The sequence below is a fragment of the Actinoallomurus sp. NBC_01490 genome, assembly GCF_036227085.1.
GTDB lineage: Bacteria > Actinomycetota > Actinomycetes > Streptosporangiales > Streptosporangiaceae > Actinoallomurus > Actinoallomurus oryzae.
The window spans coordinates 6,984,583-6,999,944 of the sequence record NZ_CP109433.1 but is presented as its reverse complement, the minus strand read 5'-3'; the positions used below and the strand labels follow the sequence as shown (position 1 = coordinate 6,999,944).

The following is a 15,362-nucleotide window of genomic DNA, read 5'->3' as shown; positions in this document are numbered from 1 at the left end:
AATGTACTCACCGTCCCGCGATTCGCTCGTCCAGCGGGTACGGCGGCGCCGGAAGGGTCTTTCTCAGGAGGTACGGATCTTGACGTAGCGCCCGGCCACGTGCAGGTCCTGCTCGATGCGCGCCGCCGTGTCGCGCAGGGGCGGGAGGACGGACTCGCGGGCCTGCCCGGCCGTGAGCCGGCCCGCGTGCATCGAGACGTTGATGGCGGCGACGACCCGGCCGGCGCGGTCGCGGACCGGGACGGCGATGGACCGCAGCCCCTCCTCCAGCTCCTCTTCCACCAGGGCGTAACCGTCACGCTCGGTCCGGCCGAGGATCGCGTCGAGCCGCCCGGCCGAGGTGACGGTACGGGGGGTGAGCGGCCTGAGGTCCGCCCGCCGCAGGAACTCCCCGCGCTCGTGCGCCGGCAGTCCGGCGAGCAGCACACGTCCCATCGACGTCGCGTGCGCGGGGAACCTGGTCCCCAGCGTGATGTCGACGCTCATGATGCGGACGGTGGGGACGCGGGCCACGTACTGGATGTCCTCGCCCACGAGAACCGCCATGGACGCCGAGTCGTTCACCCTCGCGACCAGGGAGGCCAGGTGCGGCTGGGCGATCTCCGGCAACGTCAGGGCCGCCAGGCGGGCGAAGCCCAGGTCCAGCACGCGCGGTGTCAGCCGGAACAGCCCGTCTTCGCAGGCCACGTAGCCGAGGTGTGTCAGCGTGATCAGCGAGCGCCGTACGGTGGCGCGGGCCAGGCCGGTGGCCTCGGCGACGGCGGTGAGCGGCAGCGCGGCCCGCGGCTCGCCGAGCGCGGTGATGACGCTGAGGCCGCGGGCGAAGGACTCCACGAACTCCGCGCCCAGCTCCTGCTTTGACGAGCGCACCCGCGGCGCGGCCGGCGCGCGTTGGGCCGGAGCGTTCGCGGCCGGCGGGACGGGGGCCGCCAGCGCCCCCTCCATCGCCACGACGGCCTCGCGAAGCCGGGGCAGCACCGCCTCCCGCAGCGATCCGGCGCTGTGCCGGCTGGTGTGGCTGACCACGCTCACGGCGCACGCCTGCCCGGCCGTACGGTCGCGCACCGGCATCGCGAGGGCGACCAGTTCCGGTTCGAGCAGCCGATCGTCCAGCGCCCAGCCGTCCCGGCGCGCGCGGGCGATCCGCTCCTCGAAGGACTCGGCGGCCTTTCCCACCCCGCCGGGCACGTCCGCGAAGCCGCCCTCCTCGCGCCGCCGCCACTCGTCGTCGGACCACTCGGCGGCGAACAGCGTTCCTCCCACGCCGCACTCCGCGGGCAGGAGATCGCCGACGCGGAACGCCACCGACAGCGCGCGCCGCCGCGAGGCCTGATGGACGAAACGCACGCCGTCCCGGTCCGGAACGGTGATCCAGACCGGCTCGTCCAGGTCGCCGGCGAGCCGCTCGGCGACCGCTCCGAGGAGATCGGGGAGTCCGCAGGCCGCCAGGTAGGAGTTGCCGAGTTCCATCAGCCGGGGCGCGAGCACCGTGTCCCGGCCCTCCGGCCGTACGTAGCCGAGACGCGCGAGGGTGCTGAGGCTCCGGTCGACCGTGGAGCGCGCCAGCCCCGTCGCACGCACGAGCCCGCTGGCGCTCCCGCGCCCGCCCGCCGCGGCCAGTTCGCGCAGCACGGACAGCCCCCGGATCAGCGGCCCGACCGCCTCCCGCGGGCGTGCCACCTCCTTGGTCATGTGCGTCATCCGCTCTCCCCAGCGCGCAGGCCCTCGCCGAAACCGTACCGGCAGGGGCGCGACAGTCCGGAGTCCTCGCCCGCGGAGCCCTCGCTACCGCCCGGTGGACAGCTCGATCACGACCGGTGTCCCGTCCGCGTACCACTTCTCGTGCATCGCACGGATCTTCTCGTCGGACGGAGCGCCGGTGCGGTGCATGCGGTACTCGAGACGGTCGAAGGGATTCACCGTGCCCGAATAGATCCGCCGGCCCTCCTCGATCACGGCCGGATCGGTGATCTCATGGGCCAGGCCGTCGAGGCTCCCTCCCCTGATGCGGAGCCTCACCCGCGGATTCGCCTTCGCGTTGAGAAACCACGCCGCGCCCGACCCGGTCAGCGAGACCAGATAGGCCTTGTCACCGTTCCGGATCGCCCGCACGCACGTGCGCCGTTTCTTTCCGGTCTTGCGGCCGACGGTGGTGAGCACGCCGAAACCGCGCGGGGGAGCGATCCTGAACCAGGGCACCTGAAAGGCGTTGAGGACGCGGGCTCCGGCGAGCGTCGTCGTCAGCGGGTTGCGCCGGTGACCCTCGAGGTAGGCCTGAAACTGCTCATTCGGCGGGCGCCGGGCCGCCGCGTCCTCGCTGTGATCACCCATAACGGCCTCACCGCGCTCTGTCCGGTCGACGATGACGAGTGACGAGCGTAACCCGCTCAACGCGCGGCCCGCTCCAGCCGGGAGGCGAGTTCTTCGCAGCGGTCACGGAATTCGGCCGGTTCCTCGATGCGGAAGTCCGCTCCGATGGGGAGGAGGTTGAGGGCCAACCACTCGAAGGAGTCGACCCAGACGGTGACCCGGCTCCGGTCCCCGGGCAGCGGCACGACGTCGAAGTCCTGGAATCTCAGCGCGTCGCCGACCACGGCGGGCGGGGCGTCGATGACGACCACGGCCTGGTGACGGCCCGCGGACACCTCCTCGCGGAGATACGCGGCAGCGGACCGCGCCGGCAGCGGCCGGGGCGTGAACGGCGTTCCGGTGGCCGAGATCCCGCTGATGCGGTCGAGCCGGAACGTACGCCAATCGGCGCGGCCGAGGTCCCAGGCGAGCAGGTACCAGCGCAGGTGGAAATGGACCTGGCGGTACGGCTCGACCCGGCGTGTGGTCGTGCCGCCGGTCCGGCTCGTGTACGCGAAGGTGACGAGTTCGTGCCGGGCCGAGGCGGACCCGAGGATCGCCAGCACGTCGGCCTCGACCTCGGGCGCCGGCTGGGGAGCGGCTTCGACGGTCGCCCGGAAGGCGGTGACACGCGGCCGGAGGCGTTTCGGCAGGAACTGGTCGATCTTTCCGTACGCGCGGTCGGCGGCGGTTCCGATGCCGCCTCGCGAGTCGGCGACGGGATCGGCAGCCGTGGTGGAGCCGAGCAGCGCGAGTCCGGCGAGCGTCGCGACCACTTCGTCGTCGTCGAGCATGAGCGGCGGAAGCGTCCGGCCCGCCGACAACTGGTAGAAGCCGCTGGGACCGGGTCGGGTGGTGACCGGATAGCCGTACTCGCGGAGCCGCTCGACGTCGCGGCGCAACGTTCGCGGGCTGATGTCCAGGCGCGCGGCGAGTTCTTCACCACTGAACCGCCGGCCCGTCTGCAGGTGGGCCAGGAGCTGGAGGGTGCGGTGCGTCATGTCGAGCACGACCCCACTCTATTGCGGTCATAGTCTGACCGCGTCTGCTCCTACGGTGGCGACGTGGCCGTTTTCCAGCAGACGCAGCGCGTGATCCGTATCCGTGGTGCGCGAACCAACAATCTGAGGTCCGTGAGCCTCGATGTGCCGCGCGGCGCACTGGTGGTGTTCGCCGGTGTCTCGGGGTCGGGCAAGTCGTCGCTCGTGTTCGACACCATCGCGGCCGAGGCCGGCCACCAGCTGAACGAGACCTATCCGCCGTTCGTCCGCAACCGCCTGCCCCGGTGGAGCCGCCCGGAGGTGGACCTGATCGACGGGCTCTCGCCGGTGGTGGTCATCGACCAGAGACGCTTGGGCGGCAACGCGCGTTCGACGGTCGGAACGATCACCGACGCCTACACCTACCTGCGGTTGATCTTCTCCCGGGTGAGTGAGCCGCACGTGGGGGAGTCGAACCACTTCTCGTTCAACGACCCCGCCGGTATGTGCCCCGTCTGCGCGGGCCTCGGCGAGACGCTCACCCCCGACGCGGAGCGCATGCTCGATCCGGACAGGTCGCTCGACCACGGCGCGATCCTGCTGCCGGGGTTCGACATCGGCCAGTACCGGTACCGGCGGTACGCCGAGATCGGCTCCTTCGACCCGTCGAAGCCGCTGCGGGAGTGGACCGCCGGCGAGCGCCAGGCCCTGCTGTACGGCGGCGACGCGGCGGCCCGGCTCACGCCCCGGCCGCCGAAGGACTACGAGGGCCTGGTCGAGGTCTTCGAACGGATCTATCTGCGCACGGCGGACAGCCTTTCGGAGCGCAAACAGGCCGTGCTCGACCGGTTCACCCGGTCGGAGACCTGCCCGGACTGCCACGGCGAACGGCTGAACGCCGCGGCTCGTACGGCGCGTGTGCTCGGCCGGACCATCACCGAGATGAGCCGGCTGGAGATCGGCGAGCTGGCCGACGTCATCGCCGGGATACGGGAACCGAACGTCGCCCCGGTCGTCGAGGCGCTCGGCGAGAAGCTCGCGGCGTTGACCGCGATCGGGCTGGGATACCTGTCGCTCGCCCGGCCGACGACCACGCTGTCCGGCGGAGAGTCCCAGCGCATCAAGACGGTGCGGCACCTCGGCAGCAGCCTCACCGAGATGCTGTACGTCTTCGACGAGCCGACCGTGGGCCTGCACCCGCACGACGTCCGGTCCATGACCGGCCTGCTGAAGCTGCTGCGGGACAGGGGGAACACCGTGCTCGTCGTCGAGCACGACCCCGACGTCATGCGTGTCGCCGACCGGATCGTGGAGATCGGTCCGGGTGCCGGCGCCGATGGCGGGCGCGTCGTGTTCGAGGGTGGGTTCGGCGATCTGCCGGCCGCGGGCACCCCGACCGGGCGCGGGCTGCGCGGGTCTCCGGCTCCGCGGCGACCGCGCGAGGCGACCGGGAGGCTGCGGGTCGAGAAGGCCGGACGCAACAACCTTCGGGACGTCAGCGTGGACATCCCGAAGGGCGTGCTGACGGTGATCACCGGTGTCGCCGGGTCGGGCAAGTCCAGCCTGGTCGCCGAGCTCGTGGACCGTCACCCGGCCACGGCCGTCGACCAGCGCCCGGTGACCACCAACCGTCGTTCGACCCTGCTCACCTACTCCGGTGTCGCGCCCGCGATCCGGAAGCTGTTCGCGCGGCGCAACGGGGTGAGCGCCGCCCTGTTCAGCGCCAACTCCGCCGGCGCCTGCCCGGCGTGCGACGGTGCGGGCGTCGTCCACACCGACCTGGCCTTCATGGACGGTCAGGAGGTCGTCTGCGAGGCGTGCGGGGGCAGACGGTTCACCGACGAGGTCCTCACCCACACGGTCGACGGCCTGACGATCGCGGACGTGGACGATCTCACCGTCGGCGAGGCGACCCGGCGGCTCCGCGATCCGGGGATCGCCGGCGCGCTGCGTCACGTCGCCGACGTCGGCCTCGGGTACGTCCGGCTCGGCCAGCCGCTGACGACGATGTCGGGTGGCGAATGCCAGCGTCTGAAGATCGCCAGAGAGCTCGCACGCCCGGACGAGCACGCCCTCTACGTTCTGGACGAACCGACGACCGGGCTGCACCTGTCCGACATCGACACCCTGCTGGACGTGCTCGGCGGGCTGGTCGACAAGGGCAACACGGTGGTCGTCATCGAACACCACCTGGAGGTCGTCCGCCGGGCCGACTGGGTGATCGACCTCGGCCCGGGACCCGGCCGGCGCGGTGGCCGGATCCTCTACGAGGGGATCCCCGAACGGCTCGCCCGATGCCGCGAGTCGGCGACCGGGAGGGCGCTGGCGGTCCGCCCGGGGTAGGGCGGCAGGTCGGCCCGGAGTCGCACACGGACGGCGACGAAGTCCACCCGCGGTGTGATGTGGGGCGGCGTCGCCGAATGCGATCATCCCCGAGCCCGGCATGCGCGGTGCGCTGCCGTTCCCCTCGACCACTGGAGAGCCGTTGAGATACCGATCCGTGCCCGCGACGGCCGTGGCCCTCGCCACCGTCCTGGCCACCGGGGCGTGCTCGTCCCCGACCGTGAACGCGGGCACCCGTGCCTCGGACGGCCAGGTCACGTCCGGTCACGTCACGTCGTCACTCGACTGGCGCGACTGCCACACGGCGAACACCGCGCCGCAGCTGGAGTGCGCCACCGTCACCGTCCCCCTGGACTGGTCCCACCCGGACGGGAAGAAGATCAGCCTTGCGGTGGACCGGCTGCGCGCGACCGATACGTCGCACCGGATCGGCTCGCTCCTGGTCAATCCCGGCGGCCCGGGTGGCTCGGGGACCGCGACGGTCGGTCAGGGCGGGATGTTCCTGGGCAGCGCCGACCTGAAACCGTTGCGCGAACGCTTCGACCTGGTCGGCCTCGACCCGCGCGGTGTCGGGGACAGCACGCCGGTCCGCTGCTCCACGCCGGTGTACGACCCGGCCGCGCCGACGTTCCCGGCGAACGAGGCACAGTACCGGCGGCTGGTCGCCAGTAGCCGCCGGCACGGGCTCGACTGCGCGAAGGCGACCGGCCCGCTGATCGGCCGGGTGGACACCGTCAGCGCGGCGCGCGACGTCGACGCGGTCCGCGCCGCGCTCGGTGAGTCGCGGATCACCTGGCTCGGCGTCTCGTACGGCACGGAGCTCGGCGCCGCGTACGCGCGCCTGTTCCCCGGCCGTGTGCGGGCGATGGTGCTGGACGGCGCCGTGGACCACACCCGCTCGGTGGCCCGCGACGCGATCGACGAGTCCACGGCGATCGAACGGGAGTTCCGCCGCTTCGCCGCCTGGTGCACCGCGACCGGCGACTGCGCCCTGCACGGCCGCGACGTCGTCAAGGACTTCGACGCGCTCGTCGCGCGCGCCGGACGCGGCGAGGTCGACGATCCCGCCCTGAAACGGTCCCTGTCCGCCGCCGAGGTCACCTCCGCGACGTACGCCTACCTGACGATGCGCTCGATGTGGCCGCAGCTCGGCACCGCGCTGGCCGCCGCCGAGAAGACGCCGTCCGACGCCTCCGCGCTGGGGCAGGCGCTCGTCGGCGCCGACCCCACCTACCCGGCCTACCGCGCGATCGGCTGCCAGGACTTCCCGCCGGACATCCACGGCTACGCCGACCTGCGGGCCCGCATGGCGGCCGTCCGCAAGGCGGCCCCGCACATGTGGCGGTACTCCGAATTCTGGGACTGGACCACCGGCTGTTCCGGCTGGCCGGTCAAGGCCGCCGACCCGCCGGCCCCCCAGCGGATCACCGGCGTCCCCACGGTCCTGGTGGTCGGCAACACCTACGACCCGTCGACCCCGTACGCATGGGCGCGGAGCCTCGCGCGCCAGATCAGCGGCAGCCGTCTCCTCACCTACGACGGTGACGGGCACACCGCCCTGTACCACTCCTCCTGCGCCCGTCACGACGAAGTGGACTATCTGCTCACCGGCCAGGCTCCCGCACCGGGGACCCGCTGCGACGCCGAATGAGACGGCGCGGCCGGCGGAGGTCGCCCGCTGACCTCCACCGGCCGTACCTCTGCGGCCGGGGAACCGGGCTCAGTCGCCGGAGCCGAAGGCGGCGTCGAACGCGGCGGCCGGGGGTTCGATCTCGGCGAGCCGCCGGACGTAGGCGAGGGCGTCGGGAGCGCCGGCCAGCCGGTCCATGCCGGCGTCCTCCCACTCGATGGAGATCGGCCCGTCGTAGCCGATGGCGTTCAGCGCGCGGAAGCAGTCCTCCCAGGGCACGTCGCCGCGGCCGGTGGAGATGAAGTCCCAGCCGCGGCGCAGGTCGGCCCAGGGCAGGTGGGACGACAGGCGGCCACGGCGGCCGTCGCCGGTGCGGACCTTGGCGTCCTTGCAGTCGACGTGCCGGATGCGGTCGGCGAAGTCGAGCAGGAAGTTCACCGGGTCCAGCTCCTGCCAGACGAAGTGCGACGGGTCCCAGTTCAGCCCGAACGCCTCCCGGTGCCCGATCGCCTCCAGCGTCCGCACGGTGGTCCAGTAGTCGTAGGCGATCTCGCTGGGATGCACCTCGTGCGCGAAGCCGACGCCGACCTCGTCGAACACGTCGAGGATCGGGTTCCAGCGGTCGGCGAAGTCGCGGTACCCGGCCTCGATCATCGACTCGGGCACCGGCGGGAACATCGCGACGGTGTGCCAGATCGACGAGCCCGTGAAGCCCACGACCGTACGGACGCCCAGCGCGGCGGCGGCCCGCGCGGTGTTCTTCATCTCCTCGGCGGCGCGGCGCCGTACGCCCTCGGGCTCACCGTCACCCCAGACGCGCGACGGCAGGATCGCCTGGTGGCGCTGGTCGATCGGGTGGTCGCAGACGGCCTGCCCGACGAGGTGGTTGGAGATCGCCCAGACCTTCAGACCGTACTTGTCCAGGATCTCGAGCCGGCCCTGGACGTACGTGTCGTCCTCCAGTGCCTTGGCGACCTCGAAGTGGTCGCCCCAGCAGGCGATCTCCAGGCCGTCATAGCCCCAGCCGGAGGCGAGCCGGCACACCTCCTCGAACGGCAGGTCGGCCCACTGGCCGGTGAACAGGGTGATCGGTCGCGCCATGTTTCCCTCCGGGAGTCGTCGTCACGGGGTCAGGCTGGGCAGTCCGCTCAGCCGCAGAAGCAGGTCCTTCACCTCGGCCGCCGCGTACGTCTCGCGTCCGTGATCGGGGTCGGAGCAGAGCAGCACGGGGCCGTCGGCGCGGGTGTCGGGGAGCCGGCCGTGGCTGCCGCGGACGCACGACGGGTCCAGGGAGACGACCGACAGCGTCGAGCGCAGGCCGAGCTTCTTCCTGCCCAGCGCCGCGGCCGCGCGCAGCTTCACCGCGCGGTCACCGGGGTCGAAGAACAGCTCGGCCGGGTCGTAGCCGGGCTTGCGGTGGATCTCCACGGTCCGCGCGAAGTCCGGCGCACGCGCGTCGTCGAGCCAGTAGTAGTAGGTGAACCAGGCGTCCGGTTCGGCCACCGCGACCAGCTCGCCGGCGCGCGGATGGTCGACGGCGTACGCCGCCTTGCCCGCCTCGTCGAGGACCTCGGCGACTCCCGGCAGCGCGGCGACGATGTCGCGGACGCGCGGCACGTCGGCGGGGTCGCTGACATAGAGGTGCGCGGCCTGGTGGTCGGCGACGGCGAAGGCCCGCGACGCCCACGGGTCCAGGTACTCCATCCCGGCCTGGGTGTGCACCTCCAGCAGCCCCTCGCGTCGCAGCGCGCGGTTGACGTCCACGGGCCGGTGCGCGGCGGTGATGCCGTACTCGCTCAGCACGACGACGGCGGCGCCGCGGTCCCGCGCGGCGTCGAGCAGCGGGCCGAGCGCGGTGTCCACCTCCCGCGCGGCGGCGACCGCCTCGGGCCCGTCCGGCCCGTACCGCTGCAGGTCGTAGTCGAGGTGCGGCACGTAGACGAGCGTGAGGTCGGGGTTCTTCGTGGTGAGGATCCGCCGCGCGGCGGCGACGATCCAGCGTGAGGAGGTGATCGACGCGGTCGGCCCCCAGTAGGAGAACAGCGGGAACGGGCCCAGCTCGGCGGTCAGCTCGTCGTGCAGCTCCGGCGGGCGGGTGTAGCAGTCCGGCGATTTGCGGCCGTCGGCGTGGTAGATCGGGCGGGGCGTGACCAGGTGCTCGGTCTCGGCGCCCATGGCATACCACCAGCACACGTTGGCCACCTGGTACCCGGGGTGTCGCCGTCGTGCCGCGTCCCAGACCTTCTCACCCTGGACCAGCGCGTTGTGCTGGCGCCACAGGAACACCTCGCCGAGGTCGCGGAAGTACCAGCCGTTGCCCACGATCCCGTGGTCGCGCGGTGGTGTCCCGGTGAGCAGGCTGGCCTGCACCGAGCAGGTGACGGCGGGGAAGACCGGGTCGAGCCCGGCGGAGAAGCCGGCCGTCCCCACCGCCGCGACGTTCGGCATGTGGGCGAGCAGCCGGGGGGTCAGGCCGACGACGTCGAGGACGAGGGTCGGCCGGCGGTCCGTGTCGTTCACGAGATCACCTCATGGAGTCCGAGGGCGAGGAGCCGGTCACGAGTCCAGGCGAGCTCGTCGGCGATGCCGTCCACGAGCGTGCGCGCCTCGCCCGGCCGCAGCTCGGCGGGCAGGACGTCCCACGTGTACGTCTCCACCTCCAGGTGGTCGACGAGGGCGGCCGGGCCGCCGAGCAGGACGCCGAGCGTGTCGACGAGGGTGTCGTGCGCGGTCGCGAGGGGCGGCTCGGGCTTGGCGTGCAGCGGGATGTGGAAGTGCACCCGCCACGGGCCCGGCCCGCCGGCGGCCAGCGCCTCGTCCAGGTCGTCCCAGCTCCGGCCGTCGGACGCCCGCGTCTGGTGCAGGAAACGCGGCTCGGCGAAGGCTCCGAGCGCCCGGCGGGTCTCCGGATCCGCCGGATCGTCGGCCTGGAGCGCGGCGGACACCTGCGCCTTGACCACGGGCGCCGCCGCGGCCACGGCGGCGGCCGGGTCCTCGAACCCGACCGCGAGGTGGCACAGGTCCAGGCAGCTCCCGATCCACTCGGGATCGACCTGGTCGAGCGTACGTCGCAGCCGGCCGGTCGTCTCGATGACACAGCCGGGCTCGGGTTCGATCGCGGCGCGCACCGGCCGGTCCAGCCGCGCCAGCTCCCGCGCCAGCAGGTCGAGCCGCCGCCGGGCGGCGTCGTCGCGCTCGGCGGGCCACGGGGTGCGCCAGCCGAGCGGCAGCGTCGAGATGCTGCCGCGCGCCACGTCGTCCGGCAGGAGCCGCTGGAGGACGCGGGCGAGGTCCAGCGTGTAGTCGAGCCGCGCCCGCTCGGTCCAGTCCGGTACGTACACGGCCCGCTTCACCACCGGGGCGTGGAAGGCGCGGTACGGGAAACCGTTCAGCGTGACGACCTCGAGCCCGCGGGCGTCCAGCTCGCGGCGCAGGCGGGCGAGGGCCGTCTCGTCGGCCAGCGCCCGCGCGACGTCGGCCGCCAGCCACAGTCCCACGCCGAGCGTGCCGGCGCCGAGCCGCTCGCGTACGGGCTCGGCGTAGCGGGCGAGCTGGGCGAGCACGCCGTCGAGGTCCTCGGCGGGATGGACGTTCGTGCAGTACGCCAGGTGCACGAGCGTGCCGTCGGGATGGCGGAAGCGCATCTCAGCGCTCCCCGCGCAGCACCGAGTTGCCGGCATAGGTCGCGGCGGGTTCGGCGGGCTCCGGGCCGCCGAGGTCGAGCCGGCCGCTCTGCCCGTAGAACGCGACCGGGTTGCGCCACAGCACCTTGTCGACGTCGTCCTCGGTGAAGCCCGCGGCCAGCATCGCCGCGCCGGTCCTGGCCGTCTTCAGCGGATCGCTGCGCCCCCAGTCGGCCGCGGAGTTGACCAGCATCCGGTCGGTGCCGTACTCGGCGAGGAGACGCACCATGCGCTCCTCGTCCATCTTCGTGTCCGGGTAGATCGAGAAGCCCATCCAGCATCCGGTGTCGCGCACCAGCCCGACCGTCACCTCGTTCAGGTGGTCGATGACCACCCGTCCGGGCGGGATGCCGGACTCGGCCACCATCTCGAGCGAGCGCCGCGTGCCCATGGCCTTGTCGCGGTGCGGCGTGTGCACCAGGACCGGCAGGTCGTGCTCGATGGCGAGCCGCAGCTGCGCGGCGAACGCCGAGTCCTCATCGGGCGTCATCGCGTCGTAGCCGATCTCGCCGACCGCGACCACGCCGTCCTTGGCCAGGTAGCGCGGCAGCACGTCCAGCACGCCGCGGCACCGCGGGTCGCCGGCCTCCTTGGGGTTGAGCGCGATCGTGCAGTGGTGGCGGATGCCGAACTGCCCGGCGCGGAACGGCTCCCAGCCGACGAGCCCGTCGAAGTAGTCGGTGAAGCTGCCGACCGACGTCCGCGGCTGACCCAGCCAGAACGCGGGCTCGACCAGGGCGCGGACGCCCGCCGCGTACATCGCCTCGTAGTCGTCGGTGGTCCGTGAGGTCATGTGGATGTGCGGGTCGAAGATGCGCACCTCAGTCCTCCTCTGGGTCGGTGACGAGCCACACGTCGGCCGGTACGGGCCGCCCGGCCGCGACCCGCTCCCGTGCGAAGGCGGTGAACATGCGGGCGAGCTCGGCGTCCCGGCGCTCGCGCAACCCGGCCACCGCGGCCAGCGGCACACCGGTGAAGACGCACTTGAGCACCCCGTGCCGGTACGCGTGCGCGTCGAGGTGCGCCGCGCCGTACGGGCCGAGAGCGGCGGCGACCAGCCGGGTGTCGTTGGTCCGCAGCGCGTCGTGGACGAGCGGCAGCGCCTCGTCGCCCAGGTCGAGAAGGTGCAGTCCGCGCAGGACGCCGCGCTTCTCCGCCGCGTCCCCGTACCGGTACAGGTCGGCGACCTCCTGGGCCAGGGCCGGGCCGGTGAGCGGCAGGCGCGTCAGCAGCAGCGCACGCGCGGCGTCGTCGACCGTCCAGCCGTGCCCGTCCGCCGCCGGGTCGAGCGGGGCGCGCCCGCAGTGCCGCCCGACGGCGGGGAACAGCGGCCGGATCGCGGCGGCGTCGGCGGCGATCCGTTCGGCGGCGGCGTCCAGCCACTGCGCGCCGCTCTCGGTCAGCCGCGCGTCCAGGGTCTCCCGCAGGTCGTTCACGCCGCCCCCTCGCTGGACTCGGCCCGGCGAAGGAAGTCCAGGGACCTCCGGCAGACGTCCGGGGCGGCGTGGCTGTGGCGGGGGAGCTCCACCGCGACCAGGCCCGCGTAGCCGATCTCGCCGAGCGCGGCGAGCACCGGCGGGAAGTCGATCTCGCCCTCACCGAACTCCAGATGCTCGTGCACGCCCCGGCGCATGTCGTCGATCTGCACGTTGACCAGGCGGGACCCGGCCCGGCGCACGCAGTCGGGCACGGACGCGCGCTCCAGGCAGCGGCAGTGGCCGATGTCGAGGGTGAGGCCGAAGCACGGTGGCCGGCCGAGCCGCTCGAACAGCCGGTCGTAGCCGTCGAGGTCCTCGACGAACATGCCGGGCTCCGGTTCGAAGCCGAGCGGCACGCCCGCCTCGTCGGCCGCGGCGACGACCTTCGCGCAGCCGGAGAGGAGGCGGTCGGCGGCGATGGCGTCCGGCACCCCGGCCGGCTTGACGCCGCTCCAGAACGACACGGCCTCGGCGCCGAGGTCGGCCGCGATCCGCACCGCCCGTACGAGCAGGCCGATCCGCCGCTCCTGGCCTTCGTCGCTCATCAGTGTCGGCGCGTGTTTGTGCCAGGGATCGAGCAGGTACCGCGCGCCGGTCTCGATGACGACGCCGAGCCCGAGCCGGTCCAGCCGGCGCGCCACCGCCGCCACCTGCTGTGACACGTCGTCCGCGTACGGGTCGAGATGGCTGTGGTCGAGCGTGAGGGCGACGCCCTGGTAGCCGAGGCCGGCGATGACCGTCAGCGCGTCGTCGAGCCGGTGGTTGGCGAATCCGTTGGTGCCGTAGCCGTACCGGAGCGTCACGTCGGGGACACCTTTCTCGAGAGCCGGCGAGCGAGCGGGAAGCCCGCCGCCACCGCCAGGGCCGCCGGCAGCGCGCCCCTCCGGGCCGCCAGCGACGCCTGCAGGGGGATCAGCCCGAGGATCCCGGCGCCGACCGCCCGGCGGATACGGTCGGCGCCGGGGTCCTTGACGGCGGCCAGCTGCGCACCGCCCGCCGTGGACAGGTACGACCCCAGCAGGCCGGCGCCCGCGACCCGCCGCAGCAGACGCGGCGTACGGCCCGGCTCCCGCCGGGGCACCGGCCACGCCGCGGCCGACAGCGCGACGGCGCCGGTCGCGGCGAGCGTCGTGGCGGGCAGCGCGGGGCCGCCACCGCTGACCTCGCGCCGGCTGAGCGCGGTCACCGCCAGCGTGTGCGTCCCGACCAGCGCGGCGGGCGGCAGCGCCTCCCGCAGCCGCCCGGTGCCCGCGCCGAGCAGCACGTCGAGGGCGCGGGCCGCGGCCATCGCGGCCGGACCGGCCGGGGTCGCCTTGAGCGCCAGGTCGTACGCCCACACGGTCGCCGCGAGGGGTACGGCGACGCCGAGTGCCCGCCGGCCGCCCGCGAGGCCGGCGGCGCCGAGCGCGGCGGCGGTGAGCCCCGCCGACAGCCCCAGTGCGAAACCCGGCCGGACCCGTCCGGACGGGATCGGGCGCTCCGGCCGTTCGACCGCGTCGAGGTCGCGGTCGGCGTAGTCGTTGAGGGCCATCCCGGCCCAGTACAGAAGGGTCGAGGAGAGTGCCAGCGCGGGAGTCGCCGCGCCGAACGGCCAGCCGGCCGCCGCCGCGCCGGCCAGCGCGTCCCCGGGAACGGTCAGGGCCGCCGGTGCGCGGACGAGCTCCGCCACCGCGCGCGGCGAGGGCAGCCCGCCGGCGCCGCTCATCGGGACGCCGCCCAGGAGCGGAGCGTCTCGTACTGCGTGGCGAGCGCGTGGTCCACGCCGGGCCCGCCGGTCGTGCCGTCGGCGCCGACGGGGTCCTTGAAGAAGAAGGCGAGCTCGCTCACCGGTCCCGCCACCCCCGAGGCGTGGGCCAGCGCCATCAGCCGGGCGAGGTCGAGCACCAGCGGGGCGGCGAGGGCCGAGTCGCAGCCCTGCCAGGTGAACTGCAGGCTCATGCGCGCGCCGAGGAAGCCGTCGAAGACGACGTGGTCCCACGCGGTCTTCCAGTCGCCGAGATCGGCGACGTAGTCGATGTGCACCTCGCCGTCGACCGGATAGCCGAGGGTCCGTCCGACGACGAGGCTCTTGGAGGCGTTCTTGGCCGCCGCCGCGGCCGGGTCGGCCAGGGTGGCGCCGTCGCCGCCGCCGAGCAGGTTCGTGCCCGACCACGCCCGTACGCGCAGGGCCCGCTGGGCGAACATCGGCGCCAGCACCGACTTCAGCAGCGTCTCGCCGGTCTTGCCGTCCCGGCCGGCGTACGGCACGCCGCGCCGGCGGGCGAGCTCGTCGAGCGCGGGCAGGCGGGCGCCGGTCGAGGGGGTGAAGTCCACGTACGGGCAGCCGGCGGTCAGCGCCGCGTAGGCGTACAGGGAGCTCGCCGGAAGCACGTCGGTGCCGGACGCGAGGGCGGCGGACAGGGCGTCGAGCGACCCGTGCGCCGGGTGCTCCCCGGCCGGCGGCTCGGTGGACGCCACGTTGATGACGACGACGCGGTCCAGGCCGCGGCGTTCGCGGAACGCGGTGATGTCCGAGGCCAGAGAGGCCGCCGCCGTGGCCTGGTCGCGCGCGTCCACCGGGACGCCGGCCCCCGGGCGGATCTCCGCGTCGGCCGCCGCGAGGTCGTCCGCGACCAGTTCGGGCAGCCCCGCGGGAACCACCCCGGACCGTACGAGCTGCTCGGCGCGCTTGGCCAGGCCGGTGCCGGCGACGTCGTGGCCGCCGAAGACGAGGTCGCCGAGGCCGGGCAGCCGTGCCCCGGCGAAGTCCGCCGACTCGGTGACACACCCCGTCGGCGGGGTGAGCCCGGCGGCGACCGCCGCCGCCCCCACCACCGCGGTGGTCGCGACGGAGCCACGCGCCCCGACGAGCCATACTCCCGTGGTCATGTCGCTCCGCTCGCTCATGTCTCCCCTTTCC

The 15,362-nt window shown here is 73.6% G+C and carries 13 protein-coding genes; 2 read left to right on the top strand and 11 right to left on the bottom strand.

Features of this window, described 5'->3' with window-relative positions; translation table 11 throughout:
- Window positions 1–63: 63 nt before the first annotated feature.
- From OG417_RS32615 to OG417_RS32605, 3 genes are all read right to left on the bottom strand, one after another.
- Window positions 64–1,701 carry an IclR family transcriptional regulator domain-containing protein gene (locus OG417_RS32615; RefSeq protein ID WP_329236675.1) on the bottom strand — a complete coding sequence of 546 codons (1,638 nt, stop codon included), beginning with the start codon at window positions 1,699–1,701 and terminating at the stop codon, window positions 64–66.
- Between the two features lie 84 nt (window positions 1,702–1,785).
- Window positions 1,786–2,331, bottom strand: coding sequence for a nitroreductase family deazaflavin-dependent oxidoreductase (locus OG417_RS32610; protein ID WP_329236674.1), 546 nt, complete (start codon window positions 2,329–2,331; stop codon window positions 1,786–1,788).
- Window positions 2,332–2,387: 56 nt separating this feature from the next.
- Window positions 2,388–3,350 carry a helix-turn-helix transcriptional regulator gene (locus OG417_RS32605; protein WP_329262781.1) on the bottom strand — a complete coding sequence of 321 codons (963 nt, stop codon included), beginning with the start codon at window positions 3,348–3,350 and terminating at the stop codon, window positions 2,388–2,390.
- Between the two features lie 132 nt (window positions 3,351–3,482).
- Here OG417_RS32605 and OG417_RS32600 point away from each other — a divergent pair, with 132 nt between their 5' ends.
- Window positions 3,483–5,672: an excinuclease ABC subunit UvrA gene (locus OG417_RS32600; RefSeq protein ID WP_329236672.1), complete on the top strand. Its 2,190-nt coding sequence runs from the start codon at window positions 3,483–3,485 to the stop codon at window positions 5,670–5,672.
- Window positions 5,673–5,814: 142 nt separating this feature from the next.
- Window positions 5,815–7,323: an alpha/beta hydrolase gene (locus OG417_RS32595; RefSeq protein ID WP_329236670.1), complete on the top strand. Its 1,509-nt coding sequence runs from the start codon at window positions 5,815–5,817 to the stop codon at window positions 7,321–7,323.
- A gap of 69 nt (window positions 7,324–7,392) precedes the next feature.
- Here the strand turns inward: OG417_RS32595 and OG417_RS32590 are convergent, their stop codons facing one another.
- From OG417_RS32590 to OG417_RS32555, 8 genes are read right to left on the bottom strand one after another with little or no spacing between them, the layout of a single operon-like run.
- The gene (locus OG417_RS32590) at window positions 7,393–8,403 is read right to left on the bottom strand and encodes a sugar phosphate isomerase/epimerase family protein (protein ID WP_329236668.1); all 1,011 of its coding nucleotides are present in this window, start codon (window positions 8,401–8,403) and stop codon (window positions 7,393–7,395) included.
- A 21-nt stretch (window positions 8,404–8,424) separates the two neighbouring features.
- Window positions 8,425–9,822 (bottom strand): alkaline phosphatase family protein, encoded by a 1,398-nt coding sequence (locus OG417_RS32585; RefSeq protein ID WP_329236666.1) that lies wholly within the window; start codon window positions 9,820–9,822, stop codon window positions 8,425–8,427.
- A complete protein-coding gene (gene eboE, locus OG417_RS32580) occupies window positions 9,819–10,946 on the bottom strand; it encodes a metabolite traffic protein EboE (RefSeq protein ID WP_329236665.1) in 1,128 nt (375 codons plus the stop codon). Before eboE ends, OG417_RS32585 begins: the two co-directional genes overlap by 4 nt.
- Before the next feature lies 1 nt (window position 10,947).
- Window positions 10,948–11,805: a TatD family hydrolase gene (locus tag OG417_RS32575; RefSeq protein ID WP_329236662.1), complete on the bottom strand. Its 858-nt coding sequence runs from the start codon at window positions 11,803–11,805 to the stop codon at window positions 10,948–10,950.
- Window position 11,806: 1 nt separating this feature from the next.
- Window positions 11,807–12,421 (bottom strand): EboA domain-containing protein, encoded by a 615-nt coding sequence (locus OG417_RS32570; RefSeq protein ID WP_329236660.1) that lies wholly within the window; start codon window positions 12,419–12,421, stop codon window positions 11,807–11,809.
- Window positions 12,418–13,266 carry a sugar phosphate isomerase/epimerase family protein gene (locus OG417_RS32565; RefSeq protein ID WP_329236658.1) on the bottom strand — a complete coding sequence of 283 codons (849 nt, stop codon included), beginning with the start codon at window positions 13,264–13,266 and terminating at the stop codon, window positions 12,418–12,420. The genes OG417_RS32570 and OG417_RS32565 overlap by 4 nt, the downstream gene beginning before the upstream one ends.
- A complete protein-coding gene (locus OG417_RS32560; protein ID WP_329236656.1) occupies window positions 13,263–14,168 on the bottom strand; it encodes an SCO3242 family prenyltransferase in 906 nt (301 codons plus the stop codon). The genes OG417_RS32565 and OG417_RS32560 overlap by 4 nt, the downstream gene beginning before the upstream one ends.
- Window positions 14,165–15,349 carry an inositol-3-phosphate synthase gene (locus tag OG417_RS32555; RefSeq protein ID WP_442875588.1) on the bottom strand — a complete coding sequence of 395 codons (1,185 nt, stop codon included), beginning with the start codon at window positions 15,347–15,349 and terminating at the stop codon, window positions 14,165–14,167. The genes OG417_RS32560 and OG417_RS32555 overlap by 4 nt, the downstream gene beginning before the upstream one ends.
- Window positions 15,350–15,362 lie beyond the last annotated feature (13 nt).

What these genes read in the sequence shown, in the direction of transcription:
- OG417_RS32590 (WP_329236668.1), bottom strand. Translation starts at nt 8,403, where the DNA reads ATGGCGCGACCGATCACCCTGTTCACCGGCCAGTGGGCCGACCTGCCG.
- OG417_RS32605 (WP_329262781.1), bottom strand. Translation starts at nt 3,350, where the DNA reads ATGACGCACCGCACCCTCCAGCTCCTGGCCCACCTGCAGACGGGCCGG.
- OG417_RS32555 (WP_442875588.1), bottom strand. Translation starts at nt 15,349, where the DNA reads ATGAGCGAGCGGAGCGACATGACCACGGGAGTATGGCTCGTCGGGGCG.
- OG417_RS32610 (WP_329236674.1), bottom strand. Translation starts at nt 2,331, where the DNA reads ATGGGTGATCACAGCGAGGACGCGGCGGCCCGGCGCCCGCCGAATGAG.
- OG417_RS32615 (WP_329236675.1), bottom strand. Translation starts at nt 1,701, where the DNA reads ATGACGCACATGACCAAGGAGGTGGCACGCCCGCGGGAGGCGGTCGGG.
- eboE (WP_329236665.1), bottom strand. Translation starts at nt 10,946, where the DNA reads ATGCGCTTCCGCCATCCCGACGGCACGCTCGTGCACCTGGCGTACTGC.
- OG417_RS32560 (WP_329236656.1), bottom strand. Translation starts at nt 14,168, where the DNA reads ATGAGCGGCGCCGGCGGGCTGCCCTCGCCGCGCGCGGTGGCGGAGCTC.